Below are 18,196 nucleotides of genomic sequence, written 5' to 3'. Positions count from 1 at the left end.
GTTGAGTTTGTATGCTGAGTCGTATCGCTCAATTGCGGGCCTCTGCATTTCTTCGTGGCCAACACTTGAACGTTTGTTGATTGCCGTTCTCTACAACCGTTTCATACATCTCGCTACGTTTCCAACGATTGAAAGATTCTGCTGTTACCCATGTCTCCGTACTAAACAGGGCTGCCTGTCGTGGTTGGCTTGCTCGATAAGACGCCCCCGAGCCAACTCTGATTGCTTGCTTGTTGTTTCCTATCGCATGCTCACCATGCGCCGGTCTGCGTGGACGCTGCGCGCAACCGCCGGTTCTTTGTATAGAGGTTCGTACGTTTGGCTCTTACGGGAGGAACTATCGATGAAACCGATTCGCTGCTGCTTCACGCTCCTGGCCCTGTTTGCGATGTTTTCAATTATAGCCGGCAATGCCTCGGCTCAGGATTTACCCGCCAATTGGCAGCAGTTGCCGGCTGCGGATTTCGCGAATGAAGTGGACAAGGTTTTTGACGAACAGGACAAACGGCCTGCGGGGAATTTCGACAGCAATGCCGTGATGAAACATGCGGCTTCGCTGTTTTTGGAAATAGACCTGGAGCAGGCGGCGACCACTGAATTCCCTGTTATTTTGAAGCTTTTCCGTGCGGGGTGGCACAAGCTTGACCAGAAACAGAGGGCAGCGGTGCGTACCGTGCTTGCCGCTCGACAGGATAATTGGAACGGGAGACCTTACGAAGAATTGCGGTCGAAAGTGATCGTCATGGAGTGGATTGGGGTGCCTTATGAAATCTACTCCCAGGACGCTCGGAGTTGGGTCAATGCCGGAGGCGACGTCTCGACGGTCAGGGACGAAGATCTCCATTTCTTTGCATTGTTCACGGCGGCCGATCCAAAGGTGTGTCGGAGCAGTTTCACGGTCCAATGGGAAGGGCGGTTGACCGCACCGCAGACGGGGCAATACACCTTCTCGATTAGCCCTATCAACGTCAATGCTACCTATGGCAACTACAGTGTTGAGCAGACCATGAACGTGTCGCTCAATGGGCAACAAATCATCTCCGCCACACCGGAGAACTGGAGTTCGGAATCGCAGCCGGTGCAACTGACGGCTGGGCAAATCGTTCCCATTCAGGTTAACATGGCGGTCGTTTCACCGCGATTGCCCCTGCATGCCTTGCATGCCACATTTTCCTGGGAAGGCCCCGGCATCAGTAAGAAAATCGTGCCGAATGAACAGTTAAAGCTTCCCGGCAGCGATGATAACGGATTGCGGGCCACCTACACTTGGACGGAAAGCGGCCTGCCAATCACTGTCGCCAAAATCGACGACGCCATCGACTTCGCTTGGACATCCGGCAAGGTAATCGTCAATAGTGGTGCCTCAGAGCAGGAGGAGGTCAATCTTTGGGCCGCTTGGAAAAAACAGATGTCAACGCAGTTTCTTGACACGCTGGTACCGGATGGTAAGCCGGTTATGTTGCATCCACGGATGAGTAATGCGAAAGACTCGTCGCAGGGCATGGCGTCGGATGAGCGTAAGCAGTTCTTGGAGATGTTGCTGACGCGTCCCGCGCTGCTTGATCCGCTGGGTGCTGGAGGGGCAGTCGATCTCTATCGCGATTTCCGAATCGGTGCGACCGAGTTGGCCTTGGATGTTTTCGGTCAATGGGCCATCCGCAACGCGAATTGTGAATGTCGGATGCCGCACGAGACGTGGCTGCCCGGAATCGACTTAGAAAATCGGGAGGCCTATCACTTCATGGCTGTCGCCGTGACGCAGGAGCTGCCCGCGCACGCGGATCGTTTACGGGACGAGTTTTTGGAGCTGCCCGACGGAAGTTGCAGTCTGCCAGTGGCGTATGTGCTCGGTTATAGTTATTTGGGCCGCGATAAGCTGGAGGAATGGACCGAATTGCTTGACACTAGGTTGGCTGAAGAGTCGCTGACCGGTGACAAGCGCGTGAATTGGTTAATTGCCCGCGCGCATGCACAAGAGATTCGCCTGGGATCACGCAATCCCTACGCCACCATTAAGACTAGGCCGATGGACGCACGCTACATGTTGGACACGGCGATGCTGGCAGCCCAGGACCCCGACTTAAAGTTGAAGGTTATGAAGCAAATCGCAGCGCGGCTCTCCGCTACGCGAAAGTTTGACAAGGCCCGTGCATTGCTCGATGAAGCCGCGAGTTTGGCCCCTGTAGGACGAGCAGCCGACATCGCCGACTGGAAAGCGAGCATCGACAAATTTGAGGCAGATCACGCCGCCGCTATAGTCGCTCGTTCCGGGGTTGCAAGAAAAGCCTACGTCGACGCACTGGTACGTCGGCGTGACCGCGCTGCCGCAGTCGGCGATTCCGCCGCGGTCGATCGATACAATTTGAAGATTGATGCCAATGTTGTAGAAGAGTAGGTACGTTTGGCTTTCTGCAGGGAGTCTCAAAACCTTATTTAATTTTGGGGTCTTGGGGTTAGCCGGACTCGTTTTGGAGATTCTTTGCCCTGTTGAAAGCGTCCCTTGAGATATTGGCTCTATCGAGCAGAGTATACTTCCCATGCGCATGACCTATTAGGCGAGCGTGCTGTTGGAACTCGCGGCACTCTCGTTGAGGCTGTCCACGAATTTCATCCAGCCCTGTTTACACCCTCAAAGCCCGCGGGGTTTCGCACCGCCGCAATTTCGGGCAATTGCGATTCTCAAAGCGTACTCGAAAACGACGCACGTTGGCATCAAGGAAATTGTCGATATGTGAGAATGTTTGACAGGGCAGCTTGTCTTCAATCGTATTTAGCCGAGGTGTGATGTCAAAGCGTGCTTGTGCATCGACGGATTTAACTACTTTGTTGTGATACATGCAGTTGGGCTCCTTTTAAACATATGCGAGGTTTTCATGCGACTCGTGAAGCAAGAAGTTATATCCAGTTCCTGGGGGGGTGTTGAAAACCGGCGTGTTCGTTGGTTGCCCTTGTCTGTATCGACGGCAGTTTTGCTGTTGGTTGTCGCCGGGCCGCTGCAACCACTATTTGGCACTTCCACTCCTGGGGGAGGGGATCAGGATGATGATTGTACTCCCAGTTGCAAAGAGAAATGTTGCGGGAAAAAAGAGTACGAAGATTGCCCGGGCCAACCGCGAGCGACGACATGCGAGCCCGTGGATTTGCGCTATGGGGCAGTGTTAGAGCGCGCCACCGATCTGTTGATCCCCGGTCCAGGTTTCGATTGGATGACTGGTCGGTCGTACAGCAGTAGGTGGACCGGTGGCTCCACCTACGGGAATTTGTGGCTTAGCAGCGATGCGGATTCCTATCTTGTAATGGAAGGCTCTGATGTCTCTCTTTTGGTTAATGTTAGCTCGAAGAGGACCTTTACGGCGAGTGGCAGCCCACCGATTTACTCGGCTTCGGAGACAAGTGACCTCCGGCTTACCCACGATTCGACGGAGGATGAATTTATCCTCACTGATAAAAAGGCAAACCTGAAGTATGTGTTCAATGATTTTACAATAACGGCAACGGCGGCTCGCGGCAAAATAAAAGAGCAATCTAGCCTGCAGTGGAGTTCGCAAGATAAGATCGGGGCACTATATGCTTATGATGGCTCCGGCAGTCTGACGCAGGTCACGACAGCCGAGGGCCAGGATTATAACATTGTGTTTACGTACAGTGGGACATCAATTGCCAAAATTGAAGTGAAGGATGTAGACAGTAATGTGCTTGAGCAGGTCGAGTATACCTATTATGACGATGTAACAAATCCCTCTAGTGACATTGGCTCAAGTGGTGACTTGGTTCAAGTCAAGGTGTCGCGCCGGGCAACAACTGATACAACATCGCTTTCGGTCGTGCGCTACACGCAATATCGATACACTTCCGGAAGTAAGCTTAAGGCAGTGTTTGAAGATGATGCGATCAATCGGGTTATTACTAGTGATGCGGGGATTTCGTCACCCGACGATATCCTTACAAAGGCAGATGCGTATGGGACTCCCGTTATATCAGGGCTTTCAAGTCGAAGCTTTGAGTATTACACATCGAATACCTCCACTGCTAATATAGTGACGCCTTTTTCACCAAGTGGTGAGAATTTGAATACGACCTATGGTGGTTCAGAGGCCACCGAAGCCGACATGGTCAAAAGCGAAACAATCGGTGGCGGCTGTACATCCTGTGGCAGTTCTGATGGTGGCATAAAGAGGAGTTATTTTTATTTGGATCTGGATCAAGGAGTGACTTTAGATCAGAACGAGGTGGTCCGGATTGTTGTGGAGGACACTGAAGATTCCAATGGTACCGCAAGGTACCGTACGGTTTATGGGCTAAGTGATACTGGAAGGCTGTTGCGCAAGGCATTTGTTGAGGATCCCGTCGGCAGCCCATCGTATTGGTGTGAATCGTTTAAGATGGCGACAACTGGAAAGTCAGCTCGTTTAGGGGAAGAGCGGATGCCCAGCGCACATGCCGTGACGACCGCTGCGCATTTTCGCTCTTTTCTCGATCCATACGACAGCGAAGGGGCTAGTTGGACGAACGACACCAACACGTTGAATGCGTCGGGCGGCTTGATCAACGTGTATGATTATAGCTCCGACGGAATGCGGACCGACCACAAAGTCAAGAAGGGGAGGGCAGGTACCGAGTATTATGTTGCTGCCTGGGACTATGGCGACGGTGATGGCGACTCCAGCGGCGACGACTATGACAATAACACACTGCTGGTTGCCACTTATGACTACCCAGTCAAAACAACAACTCGCACCAGCGGCAAGAAGACGAGCTACAGTTACACATTTTGGGACGGCGACGACCGCGAGGTGAAGACCAAAACGACCACGCTCCCGGTTATTTCTTCCGGCCAAAATGGATCTGGCGTGGCAACCACGCTGGTCGAGTATTATGGCAGCCTTGGCAAGCTTCGTTGGGCGAAAGACGGAGAAGGCTATATCAGCTACTACAGCTACAATCCGATCACAGGCGATATGGCCTATGAAATATCGGACGTAGATCCCGCTAGTCCAGGTTTGGATGTAACTTCCGGTTCTGGCGACAACTGGAGTGCCTGGGCGGTGGGTGGTGCCGATACGAATAAGCCATCTCGCGATTCGGGTTTACCCACAGCTCTCGGGTTGGTTGAAAAAACATACTACGATGACCAAGGACGGATGACGCAAACCATTGATCGTAATGGAGCGGAGCATTTTACCGTCTACGAAGACGACCGCACGATCAGATTTCGTCAATGGGATAGCGGGGGCAACGAAACGCTCATGCCAATTTTGATCACGCAATTCAACAAAGGCGGACAGGTCGAGCAATCGATTTCTGTGAAGGCGGGATACGCAAGTATCTCGACTGCAACAAGTGGCGCACCAACCGGATTTTCAGTCGAACCATCGCAAAGTGATTACGTTCGCTGGACCAGGAATACCTATGATGATGACAATGGTCGCCTCCGGTATGTGGATCGCTATCATGACATCCCTTCCAGTGGTAATGGAACCCTTAGTGCCAACTACTATCGTGAGATCAGTAATTATGATGCAACTGGGCGCCCTGAGTATTTGGTCCGTGTTGTCAGTGGCTCTTCGGCAACTGATCGGAAGGAGCAAATTACACAGAACGTGTATGATGTGCACGGACGAGTGGTCGAGGTCAGGCAAGGTGTCAGCGGTGACTCGGCTGCAAATAATCACAGCATGACTGATGCATATAATACATATCCAACACTCCGCATTATTGCGCAAGTTGAATATGACGACGGAGGTGTTGGTGATGGCTATGTCACCAAGGTCAAGCAGTTTCATGGTACAGGAGCGAACGATTACACCGGCGTGAATCGCAAGGTGACATACCGTGGCCACCGCCGAGGTGGCGAGCCGTTTTACATGAATGGTTCCACGGAAACTCTTTATGGTCCGTATGTTGTTGAGGACGTGAACTGGAAGGGGCAAGCTGTCTGCGTTTCTTCGTATGACGCCGCTCCGACATGGGGCACGGTTCTCGCGGGCGATGGATATACAGACTACGCTTCATCAAGTGCCACTAACCGACGAACCAGAGAGGGCTACTCTTATGACGATTTAGGGCGAATATACCAGACGCAGACCTATGACATCTCTGCAGCAACAGGCACCGGCGGCAACAATCTGGCCGAGAATATGTTTTACGATCGTAATAACCGCGAAGTTGCTGCCGCCCGAGATCACGGTGCCGGACTTGAAACCGCGTACGATGGTGCTGGGCGCTCCTACCAAACTCGAACGGTGCTATCGCTGGCAACCACCAAATACGTAAGTGGTGCATTTCAGTACAGGCTGCCTTCACCGCATCCGGCCCTCTCTTCAATGTCGGGTGGTGACGACGGGGTGCTGGTACTCAATCACACAGTTTTCGGCCCGGCAGGTACCACGGAAGCACATTCATTTGGAGATAATCACGATGACGCGGCATCAGCAAGTCGTGGTATTGATTTAACAAACAATGATGATTATGTCCGCCAAAGTATTTATAGCTGGTACAACAGTGCCGGCCAGCTCAAAGCAGTTGCAGACTATGGCTCCGGTGACACCACGACTGGTGCAGGCACATGGAAATATTCAGCAGTCCCGACTCTGTCGCCTAGCTCGCCAACAGCGTCTGATGAGCTAAAACGTGTCACACTAATTGAGTACAATAGCGACACAGGACGCAGCGAAACAATTACACAACCGTCCGGCAGTAAAGTGAAGACAATTTACGATGACCTGGGTCGCGAGACCTATGTCATTCATAATTATGTTGACTTTGACTCTGGCACTGAATCTGGTACCGGAGACAGCTCGGACAAGTCTAAAGACCGAGTGAATAAATCTGTGTACAACGGAATAGGCCAACTGCAGTCCGTCGTGGCAATGGATGCCAATGCTGATGGCAATCTTTCCGACAATCAAGTCACGACGATGCTGTACGAGGACCCTGTAAATTCTGCCTGGCGGACATCAATAATATTCCCTGAGTCATCCGACACCACGTCATCAGGGACAGATCAAGTCAAAATGTCATACAACACAGACGGTAGCCTAAGCCAGCGAACTGACCAGCGCGAGACGGTCATCCAATTCACTTACACAAACAAGCGCCAGCTCGAATTGTCGAAGGTCACCACCCTTGGTGGCAGTACTGATGGCCATGTGCGTGCAATAAAGAGAGCTTACGGCGACCTGGGCCAACTGGAAACACTCACCAGCTATGCCAACTCGGATGCAACTGGAACAGTCCGCAATGAAGTGCAGTTGTCATATAACGATCTGAGGCAGCTTACAGACATCCATCAGTCGCATGAAGGTGCTGTCAGTACGCCTGCCACACCAAAGGTGCAGTATGACTATGATTCCACCACTGATGGAACATCCTACAGTAGGCAGCACCGAAAAGAAAGCGTGACGTACCCCGCGGGTACTGCCATCTTTTTCGATTACGATACCGCAAACGCCGATTACCCTTCGAACAGGCTGTCGCGAATATACAATCTCCGCGAAGCGAATTCTTCGGGTACGGTGTTAGCGCAGTACAGTCTTAGTGCGACGGAACACCTTTCGGTCGTAGACTACCCTGTTATCGATGTCAAGCTCGACTATTCCCAGGGCACAAGTGGTACCTACGAGGGAATGGATCGCTTCGGTCGTGTGAAGGATCACTATTGGGAAGGATACAACAGTACAGCAGATGTTGACCGCTTTCATTATGGATATGATTACTCCAGTAGCCGGACATATCGGGACATCGATAGTGCTATTTATGCCACCGATGATCAAGATCAAACTTATGCGCACGACGGGTTAGATCGTGTGAAGGCATTCAAGGAAGGCACGCTTTCTGGCGGCAGTATTGCTGGCACGCCCACCAAGGAACGGGATTGGGTCCTCCAGCGTTCAGGGAACTGGTCAAACTTCACTGAAGTATCAAATTCCACAACCAATCTGAGCCAGAGCCGTACCGTTAATGCGGCTAATGAAATCACGAATGTCACCGAAACGGTCGGGCCAAGTTGGGCCACGCCTGCCTACGATGCAAGCGGCAACATGGAATCGATTCCAAGCCCCACGGCATTGACCACAACATACACTGCTACGTACGATGCATGGAATCGCTTGGTAAAACTCAGCAGCGGTGCAAATACGGTCGCTGAATATGAATACGATGCAGGCGGGAAGCGTATCCTCAAGCATGTGTACTCCGGCGGAGCACTTGACTATACACTTCACTACTATTATGACGAGTTTTGGCGCGTACTTGAAGTCCGCAAGGAGACCAGTGGAACGGAGGATGAAGACCCGCTAGAGACATATGTGTGGCATCCATATTATATTGACTCGTTGCTACTGCGTGACTACGACAGCAACACGGATGGTACATCGGAAAGGCATTACTACATGCAAGATGCCAATGCTAATGTCACTGCCATAACCGATAATGCTGGAACCGTTCTGGAGCGTTACCACTATACTCCATATGGAGAAATCGCAGTACTGGACCCTGATTTTTCCGCCGATGCGGATAACACATCCGACGTAGCCAACTCCACTGCCTATACAGGGCGACTTTTTGATCGCGAAACTGGACTCTACTACTATCGCAACAGGTATTACCACCCTCAGGTTGGAGTTTTTATAACACGCGACCCATTGGGCTACGTAAATGATAGTTTTGACCAATACGAATATGTTTCGTCCGCACCGCTTTCCTCGCAGGACCCCCTAGGCCTTAGGGAAGAGAGGTGCATGAAGCTTCCTGAAGGAAAGGAAGTGTTGATATTCAAGAACAAGGAGTATATTGGGCCTATGCCACCGTTTTGGGAATCCCTTTCGAGAACGAGGACGAGGGGGAAGATGTCGTATTGGCAAAAGGAAGAATGGGAGCTTATTTACGACGAGCAACTGGACAATTGCGGCAACAAAGAGCCCGCCACATTGGTAGTGGCATTTAGCTACAAGCAAGGAATTGATTCTTCGACCGGATTGACGACAAGCGGTAAAGCTGGCACCACGACGTGGTTGGGTGGCGTTGTCAAAGCAAAAACGGGACGGACTTTTTCAAAAAGTGCGGCGATTACCATTAGCACGTCAACTGACATAAAAGTTGGTGGTTGTGGCAGGATTCGCGTGCAAGGGTTTCAACCGTATACTTTACACCGCGTAGCAGGTACAGGAAAGTATATCATTCATGGCCCCTATGGTCTCCACGGCGAAGTTAACTTTACATTTCAAGGGTCCGAAAAGGAATACGATCCCAGTTTCCGAGAATGCAATTTTAAAATGGAAAAATGCGGTGATTGCAAATAAGCGAAAGTGCCTGAAATGCATCTACAATACACGTTGGCGTCAACTTGTGTTTGAGGTAGCAGTTCGTCGTCTGGACAATCAACTTGGACACTGCCGAGGGATTGCGAGAGTAGGTGGTCGATGACCTGAAACGACACCTATTAATGTATCTCGAGGTGGCTACGACACATGTCAATCCAGCCTGGGCGAGGAACTACAGGCGGTTTTAAGTCTCATGATTTATGGGGCTGTGCTTAAAGTTGCCCCTAGTAAACTCCTTGGCTATTGTTCACTACAGCTGGTTGGCATTCTTTTCGTAAAAACACTTAAACTGAGAAGAGCCATGCTTTAGAATCTTGTGTGCTCGACTTCTTCAGTTGCATTGTAGTGTGTACTGGGTGGGCACGCAGCATGTTATGAAATTCACACATATTGTGAATACCTATTAATCAAGGGGGGGGGGGGGGGTGGTTGAATCGCCAGGCAAAGTGAGAAAAGTTCGATCGCAAACTATAGTCGTAGCATTGCTCGTCTTATGCCTGTCTGCCATTGCGGTCGTGTTTGTGGTTTTTGGGGGACTGTTTCGAGCTAAGTCACCAAAGGCAGATAGCGGGGCGGCAGGCGTCTCCCGTGGTCCTGATGCAGTAATAAAAATCGCCTGGCGATTGCCTGGCACGATGGCTTGGGGTAAAACCCTGCCCATCGGGGAGTTGCCTGAAGGGTCGCAATCGTATTCCGAAGACAAGAAAGAGATGTTTAAGTTGAGTTGGAAGTATATCCGTACCGCCCCAGGTGCTGGCACATGTAAGTATGTAATTAAGTATTGGAATGGCAGTGAGTACATCACACATAAAACTGTGTCAGTGAAAGACGGTACCTCGGCTGTGCTGTTGGATGAACCGGCCATCAAGGTGCGAGTGTTACACCAGGGGGGCGACGTGGAAACTAAAAAGTGACATGCCCCTTTAACCGAGATCAGATGCTCGTATACGATTCAGGTTTCTGGCCCCAGATGTAAGGAGGAAACATGCCATCAAAGCGTCATATGCCAGGATAGATCATTACAAAGCTTCGAGGAGCTGAGGTTCATCTTCCCCAAAGGATGACCTTCCTCTGATGTGCAAGAAGCTAGGAATTCATCAACAGACCTATCACATGTGGCGACACGATTAGGGTGGTCTGCGGATGGTCCAGGCGGAACGTTTGAAAGAACTTGAGAAAAAGAGCATTCGTCTCAAAAGGTTGCTCATTGAATTGGATTTGAGCATAGCCATTCCGAAAGAGGCCGAGTCGGGAAATTTATAGGCCCGGCGAAGCGTGGCAAGGCAGTGGACTTCGTGCGGTCTTCTATAAGACGGAATCGTGTTTCAGAACGGCGTTCCTGCTGGACGATGGGCCAAGCCCGTACCACTCAGAGAAAGCAGCGAGTTATTCCGAATAATGAACCCCGGCTGACCTGTGAGATAATGGAGTTGGCGACACAGTGCGGTCGTTACGGCTATCGCCGTATGATCGAACCGCTTCGCCAAAAAGGCTGGGAGGTCAACCGCAATCGCACCGAGCGTTTATAGATGCAGGAGTGACTGAATATGCCACAAAAACAGCCCAAAAGGTGTCGCCTGTGGTTCAACAGCGGGTCGTGTGTGCGATTTCAGCCTCCATGAAAGGACTATCCTGGAGGTATGAGTTCGTGCATTGCCGAACTCACGATGGTCGTCCTTTTTGGATGTTAAATCTGATTGGTGAATACACGCGAGAGTGCCTAGCGATTAATTTAGAGCGGAAGCTCAATAGCGAAAATGTTTTGGAACTTCGCAGCGACCTGTTTGTGTGTCTCGGTCTTCTAGGTGATAGCGTCTCGGAGTTCTCTGCATAGGGCTCGTAAGTGACTCAAGTAGGTGGAGGTGATGACGTTGTTTATTAAACCTGAGAGTCCCTGGGAGAATGGTTGCGTGGAATCCTTCAATGGAATACTGCGGGGCAATTTGCTAGATGGCATAATCTCAATACGTTACTTGAAGCCAAGGTGCTGATTGAACGTTGGCGAAGAGAGCACAATCACGATCAGGCCTCGCAGTTCTCTTGAATAACGGGCTCACGGTGCCGGAGACGAAGCTTTTCTGTTCGAATGCCTCCACTACGCTACAGCATTCAAGCAGAAAAGCCATTGATACAATTGAACACTAATTCATAGTACTGGTGTCATTCAGGGGGGCAGGTCAGGCGGGATACTTAGCTCAGCAGCGAGGAGGCAGGGTCTGGGACGGCGGGCTGAGTGAAATTGTGGAAGATATGATCATTACCGAGACAGATATATTCAATCGTATTTAGCCGAGGTGTGATGTCAAAGCGTGCTTGTGCATCGACGGATTTAACTACTTTGTTGTGATACATGCAGTTGGGCTCCTTTTAAACATATGCGAGGTTTTCATGCGACTCGTGAAGCAAGAAGTTATATCCAGTTCCTGGGGGGGTGTTGAAAACCGGCGTGTTCGTTGGTTGCCCTTGTCTGTATCGACGGCAGTTTTGCTGTTGGTTGTCGCCGGGCCGCTGCAACCACTATTTGGCACTTCCACTCCTGGGGGAGGGGATCAGGATGATGATTGTACTCCCAGTTGCAAAGAGAAATGTTGCGGGAAAAAAGAGTACGAAGATTGCCCGGGCCAACCGCGAGCGACGACATGCGAGCCCGTGGATTTGCGCTATGGGGCAGTGTTAGAGCGCGCCACCGATCTGTTGATCCCCGGTCCAGGTTTCGATTGGATGACTGGTCGGTCGTACAGCAGTAGGTGGACCGGTGGCTCCACCTACGGGAATTTGTGGCTTAGCAGCGATGCGGATTCCTATCTTGTAATGGAAGGCTCTGATGTCTCTCTTTTGGTTAATGTTAGCTCGAAGAGGACCTTTACGGCGAGTGGCAGCCCACCGATTTACTCGGCTTCGGAGACAAGTGACCTCCGGCTTACCCACGATTCGACGGAGGATGAATTTATCCTCACTGATAAAAAGGCAAACCTGAAGTATGTGTTCAATGATTTTACAATAACGGCAACGGCGGCTCGCGGCAAAATAAAAGAGCAATCTAGCCTGCAGTGGAGTTCGCAAGATAAGATCGGGGCACTATATGCTTATGATGGCTCCGGCAGTCTGACGCAGGTCACGACAGCCGAGGGCCAGGATTATAACATTGTGTTTACGTACAGTGGGACATCAATTGCCAAAATTGAAGTGAAGGATGTAGACAGTAATGTGCTTGAGCAGGTCGAGTATACCTATTATGACGATGTAACAAATCCCTCTAGTGACATTGGCTCAAGTGGTGACTTGGTTCAAGTCAAGGTGTCGCGCCGGGCAACAACTGATACAACATCGCTTTCGGTCGTGCGCTACACGCAATATCGATACACTTCCGGAAGTAAGCTTAAGGCAGTGTTTGAAGATGATGCGATCAATCGGGTTATTACTAGTGATGCGGGGATTTCGTCACCCGACGATATCCTTACAAAGGCAGATGCGTATGGGACTCCCGTTATATCAGGGCTTTCAAGTCGAAGCTTTGAGTATTACACATCGAATACCTCCACTGCTAATATAGTGACGCCTTTTTCACCAAGTGGTGAGAATTTGAATACGACCTATGGTGGTTCAGAGGCCACCGAAGCCGACATGGTCAAAAGCGAAACAATCGGTGGCGGCTGTACATCCTGTGGCAGTTCTGATGGTGGCATAAAGAGGAGTTATTTTTATTTGGATCTGGATCAAGGAGTGACTTTAGATCAGAACGAGGTGGTCCGGATTGTTGTGGAGGACACTGAAGATTCCAATGGTACCGCAAGGTACCGTACGGTTTATGGGCTAAGTGATACTGGAAGGCTGTTGCGCAAGGCATTTGTTGAGGATCCCGTCGGCAGCCCATCGTATTGGTGTGAATCGTTTAAGATGGCGACAACTGGAAAGTCAGCTCGTTTAGGGGAAGAGCGGATGCCCAGCGCACATGCCGTGACGACCGCTGCGCATTTTCGCTCTTTTCTCGATCCATACGACAGCGAAGGGGCTAGTTGGACGAACGACACCAACACGTTGAATGCGTCGGGCGGCTTGATCAACGTGTATGATTATAGCTCCGACGGAATGCGGACCGACCACAAAGTCAAGAAGGGGAGGGCAGGTACCGAGTATTATGTTGCTGCCTGGGACTATGGCGACGGTGATGGCGACTCCAGCGGCGACGACTATGACAATAACACACTGCTGGTTGCCACTTATGACTACCCAGTCAAAACAACAACTCGCACCAGCGGCAAGAAGACGAGCTACAGTTACACATTTTGGGACGGCGACGACCGCGAGGTGAAGACCAAAACGACCACGCTCCCGGTTATTTCTTCCGGCCAAAATGGATCTGGCGTGGCAACCACGCTGGTCGAGTATTATGGCAGCCTTGGCAAGCTTCGTTGGGCGAAAGACGGAGAAGGCTATATCAGCTACTACAGCTACAATCCGATCACAGGCGATATGGCCTATGAAATATCGGACGTAGATCCCGCTAGTCCAGGTTTGGATGTAACTTCCGGTTCTGGCGACAACTGGAGTGCCTGGGCGGTGGGTGGTGCCGATACGAATAAGCCATCTCGCGATTCGGGTTTACCCACAGCTCTCGGGTTGGTTGAAAAAACATACTACGATGACCAAGGACGGATGACGCAAACCATTGATCGTAATGGAGCGGAGCATTTTACCGTCTACGAAGACGACCGCACGATCAGATTTCGTCAATGGGATAGCGGGGGCAACGAAACGCTCATGCCAATTTTGATCACGCAATTCAACAAAGGCGGACAGGTCGAGCAATCGATTTCTGTGAAGGCGGGATACGCAAGTATCTCGACTGCAACAAGTGGCGCACCAACCGGATTTTCAGTCGAACCATCGCAAAGTGATTACGTTCGCTGGACCAGGAATACCTATGATGATGACAATGGTCGCCTCCGGTATGTGGATCGCTATCATGACATCCCTTCCAGTGGTAATGGAACCCTTAGTGCCAACTACTATCGTGAGATCAGTAATTATGATGCAACTGGGCGCCCTGAGTATTTGGTCCGTGTTGTCAGTGGCTCTTCGGCAACTGATCGGAAGGAGCAAATTACACAGAACGTGTATGATGTGCACGGACGAGTGGTCGAGGTCAGGCAAGGTGTCAGCGGTGACTCGGCTGCAAATAATCACAGCATGACTGATGCATATAATACATATCCAACACTCCGCATTATTGCGCAAGTTGAATATGACGACGGAGGTGTTGGTGATGGCTATGTCACCAAGGTCAAGCAGTTTCATGGTACAGGAGCGAACGATTACACCGGCGTGAATCGCAAGGTGACATACCGTGGCCACCGCCGAGGTGGCGAGCCGTTTTACATGAATGGTTCCACGGAAACTCTTTATGGTCCGTATGTTGTTGAGGACGTGAACTGGAAGGGGCAAGCTGTCTGCGTTTCTTCGTATGACGCCGCTCCGACATGGGGCACGGTTCTCGCGGGCGATGGATATACAGACTACGCTTCATCAAGTGCCACTAACCGACGAACCAGAGAGGGCTACTCTTATGACGATTTAGGGCGAATATACCAGACGCAGACCTATGACATCTCTGCAGCAACAGGCACCGGCGGCAACAATCTGGCCGAGAATATGTTTTACGATCGTAATAACCGCGAAGTTGCTGCCGCCCGAGATCACGGTGCCGGACTTGAAACCGCGTACGATGGTGCTGGGCGCTCCTACCAAACTCGAACGGTGCTATCGCTGGCAACCACCAAATACGTAAGTGGTGCATTTCAGTACAGGCTGCCTTCACCGCATCCGGCCCTCTCTTCAATGTCGGGTGGTGACGACGGGGTGCTGGTACTCAATCACACAGTTTTCGGCCCGGCAGGTACCACGGAAGCACATTCATTTGGAGATAATCACGATGACGCGGCATCAGCAAGTCGTGGTATTGATTTAACAAACAATGATGATTATGTCCGCCAAAGTATTTATAGCTGGTACAACAGTGCCGGCCAGCTCAAAGCAGTTGCAGACTATGGCTCCGGTGACACCACGACTGGTGCAGGCACATGGAAATATTCAGCAGTCCCGACTCTGTCGCCTAGCTCGCCAACAGCGTCTGATGAGCTAAAACGTGTCACACTAATTGAGTACAATAGCGACACAGGACGCAGCGAAACAATTACACAACCGTCCGGCAGTAAAGTGAAGACAATTTACGATGACCTGGGTCGCGAGACCTATGTCATTCATAATTATGTTGACTTTGACTCTGGCACTGAATCTGGTACCGGAGACAGCTCGGACAAGTCTAAAGACCGAGTGAATAAATCTGTGTACAACGGAATAGGCCAACTGCAGTCCGTCGTGGCAATGGATGCCAATGCTGATGGCAATCTTTCCGACAATCAAGTCACGACGATGCTGTACGAGGACCCTGTAAATTCTGCCTGGCGGACATCAATAATATTCCCTGAGTCATCCGACACCACGTCATCAGGGACAGATCAAGTCAAAATGTCATACAACACAGACGGTAGCCTAAGCCAGCGAACTGACCAGCGCGAGACGGTCATCCAATTCACTTACACAAACAAGCGCCAGCTCGAATTGTCGAAGGTCACCACCCTTGGTGGCAGTACTGATGGCCATGTGCGTGCAATAAAGAGAGCTTACGGCGACCTGGGCCAACTGGAAACACTCACCAGCTATGCCAACTCGGATGCAACTGGAACAGTCCGCAATGAAGTGCAGTTGTCATATAACGATCTGAGGCAGCTTACAGACATCCATCAGTCGCATGAAGGTGCTGTCAGTACGCCTGCCACACCAAAGGTGCAGTATGACTATGATTCCACCACTGATGGAACATCCTACAGTAGGCAGCACCGAAAAGAAAGCGTGACGTACCCCGCGGGTACTGCCATCTTTTTCGATTACGATACCGCAAACGCCGATTACCCTTCGAACAGGCTGTCGCGAATATACAATCTCCGCGAAGCGAATTCTTCGGGTACGGTGTTAGCGCAGTACAGTCTTAGTGCGACGGAACACCTTTCGGTCGTAGACTACCCTGTTATCGATGTCAAGCTCGACTATTCCCAGGGCACAAGTGGTACCTACGAGGGAATGGATCGCTTCGGTCGTGTGAAGGATCACTATTGGGAAGGATACAACAGTACAGCAGATGTTGACCGCTTTCATTATGGATATGATTACTCCAGTAGCCGGACATATCGGGACATCGATAGTGCTATTTATGCCACCGATGATCAAGATCAAACTTATGCGCACGACGGGTTAGATCGTGTGAAGGCATTCAAGGAAGGCACGCTTTCTGGCGGCAGTATTGCTGGCACGCCCACCAAGGAACGGGATTGGGTCCTCCAGCGTTCAGGGAACTGGTCAAACTTCACTGAAGTATCAAATTCCACAACCAATCTGAGCCAGAGCCGTACCGTTAATGCGGCTAATGAAATCACGAATGTCACCGAAACGGTCGGGCCAAGTTGGGCCACGCCTGCCTACGATGCAAGCGGCAACATGGAATCGATTCCAAGCCCCACGGCATTGACCACAACATACACTGCTACGTACGATGCATGGAATCGCTTGGTAAAACTCAGCAGCGGTGCAAATACGGTCGCTGAATATGAATACGATGCAGGCGGGAAGCGTATCCTCAAGCATGTGTACTCCGGCGGAGCACTTGACTATACACTTCACTACTATTATGACGAGTTTTGGCGCGTACTTGAAGTCCGCAAGGAGACCAGTGGAACGGAGGATGAAGACCCGCTAGAGACATATGTGTGGCATCCATATTATATTGACTCGTTGCTACTGCGTGACTACGACAGCAACACGGATGGTACATCGGAAAGGCATTACTACATGCAAGATGCCAATGCTAATGTCACTGCCATAACCGATAATGCTGGAACCGTTCTGGAGCGTTACCACTATACTCCATATGGAGAAATCGCAGTACTGGACCCTGATTTTTCCGCCGATGCGGATAACACATCCGACGTAGCCAACTCCACTGCCTATACAGGGCGACTTTTTGATCGCGAAACTGGACTCTACTACTATCGCAACAGGTATTACCACCCTCAGGTTGGAGTTTTTATAACACGCGACCCATTGGGCTACGTAAATGATAGTTTTGACCAATACGAATATGTTTCGTCCGCACCGCTTTCCTCGCAGGACCCCCTAGGCCTTAAGGGGCGTCGGAACATCTGCAAAAACCGACCTGCGTTGCCCCCAAGAGTAGTTTTTGCTAACAAGAAGTTTAAAATCGATAAGCCGGGCATGTCAATAAGTGCGAAAAAAGTGATGTATCGTACTATACCCCATTGGGAAATAGTAGCACAGCCGAGCTATGCGAATTGCGGCAGCAAATCCCCAGTCAAGAAAACATATTCGTTCGAGAGTAAATCTGGTGTCAAACTGGGAAGATTTTTAGAGGAAGGAGGTGGTCCAGCTTTTGATTTTGGTTGGATAAAAGGTGAAATAGAACAAATGACAACACAAAACTTTTCGAAGGACACGTCACGTACAGTTAAAATAACGGTAGCTGTGGTAGTGCCGGGGTGCACGAAGGTCACGGTTCAACGAAGCCAAAAAGTGATTCGGCATACCGTGACCGGAGAGGGTACAGTTTACCGTCCAGGTACAAGAAATCCATTCACCCGTTTCAATTTCAATTATTATGAAGATGAATACACTCTTGTGAACCATACGTGCATTGTCCAAGAAAAATGCAAAGGTTGTCCTTGAGTGCGCGATGTAGCCTCGACTTTTGCCATCTTGCAGTTTGTTCTGGCGAAAAGTGGTGATGCCGAAAGAGCACCCTCTCG

At 50.7% G+C, this 18,196-nt stretch carries 5 protein-coding genes; all 5 read left to right on the top strand.

The features are described 5' to 3' along the window. Positions 1 to 343: 343 nt before the first annotated feature. The 5 genes from Mal52_RS14375 to Mal52_RS14355 all read left to right on the top strand — a co-directional run bounded on the left by Mal52_RS14375 (position 344) and on the right by Mal52_RS14355 (position 18,116). The gene (locus Mal52_RS14375) at positions 344 to 2,395 is read left to right on the top strand and encodes a PA14 domain-containing protein (RefSeq protein ID WP_197534918.1); all 2,052 of its coding nucleotides are present in this window, start codon (positions 344 to 346) and stop codon (positions 2,393 to 2,395) included. 478 nt (positions 2,396 to 2,873) lie between these two features. Next, complete coding sequence (locus tag Mal52_RS14370) at positions 2,874 to 9,299, top strand: RHS repeat-associated core domain-containing protein (RefSeq protein ID WP_145376891.1); 6,426 nt, start codon at positions 2,874 to 2,876, stop codon at positions 9,297 to 9,299. Positions 9,300 to 9,745: 446 nt separating this feature from the next. Next, on the top strand, positions 9,746 to 10,234 hold the full coding sequence (locus tag Mal52_RS14365) for a hypothetical protein (protein ID WP_145376890.1): 489 nt from the start codon (positions 9,746 to 9,748) through the stop codon (positions 10,232 to 10,234). Between the two features lie 951 nt (positions 10,235 to 11,185). Further along, positions 11,186 to 11,311 carry an integrase core domain-containing protein gene (locus tag Mal52_RS30655; protein WP_476718297.1) on the top strand — a complete coding sequence of 42 codons (126 nt, stop codon included), beginning with the start codon at positions 11,186 to 11,188 and terminating at the stop codon, positions 11,309 to 11,311. A gap of 397 nt (positions 11,312 to 11,708) precedes the next feature. Next, positions 11,709 to 18,116, top strand: a complete 6,408-nt coding sequence (locus Mal52_RS14355) for an RHS repeat-associated core domain-containing protein (protein WP_145376889.1) — start codon at positions 11,709 to 11,711, stop codon at positions 18,114 to 18,116. Positions 18,117 to 18,196 lie beyond the last annotated feature (80 nt).

The organism is Symmachiella dynata, from assembly GCF_007747995.1.
Lineage (GTDB): Bacteria > Planctomycetota > Planctomycetia > Planctomycetales > Planctomycetaceae > Symmachiella > Symmachiella dynata.
The sequence above is the reverse complement of the archived record's forward strand: the minus strand, read 5'-3'. Positions and strand labels throughout refer to the sequence as shown.

Coding starts and splice junctions, on each gene's coding strand:
- Mal52_RS14375 (WP_197534918.1), top strand. CDS start 344: ATGAAACCGATTCGCTGCTGCTTCACGCTCCTGGCCCTGTTTGCGATG.
- Mal52_RS14370 (WP_145376891.1), top strand. CDS start 2,874: ATGCGACTCGTGAAGCAAGAAGTTATATCCAGTTCCTGGGGGGGTGTT.
- Mal52_RS30655 (WP_476718297.1), top strand. CDS start 11,186: ATGACGTTGTTTATTAAACCTGAGAGTCCCTGGGAGAATGGTTGCGTG.
- Mal52_RS14355 (WP_145376889.1), top strand. CDS start 11,709: ATGCGACTCGTGAAGCAAGAAGTTATATCCAGTTCCTGGGGGGGTGTT.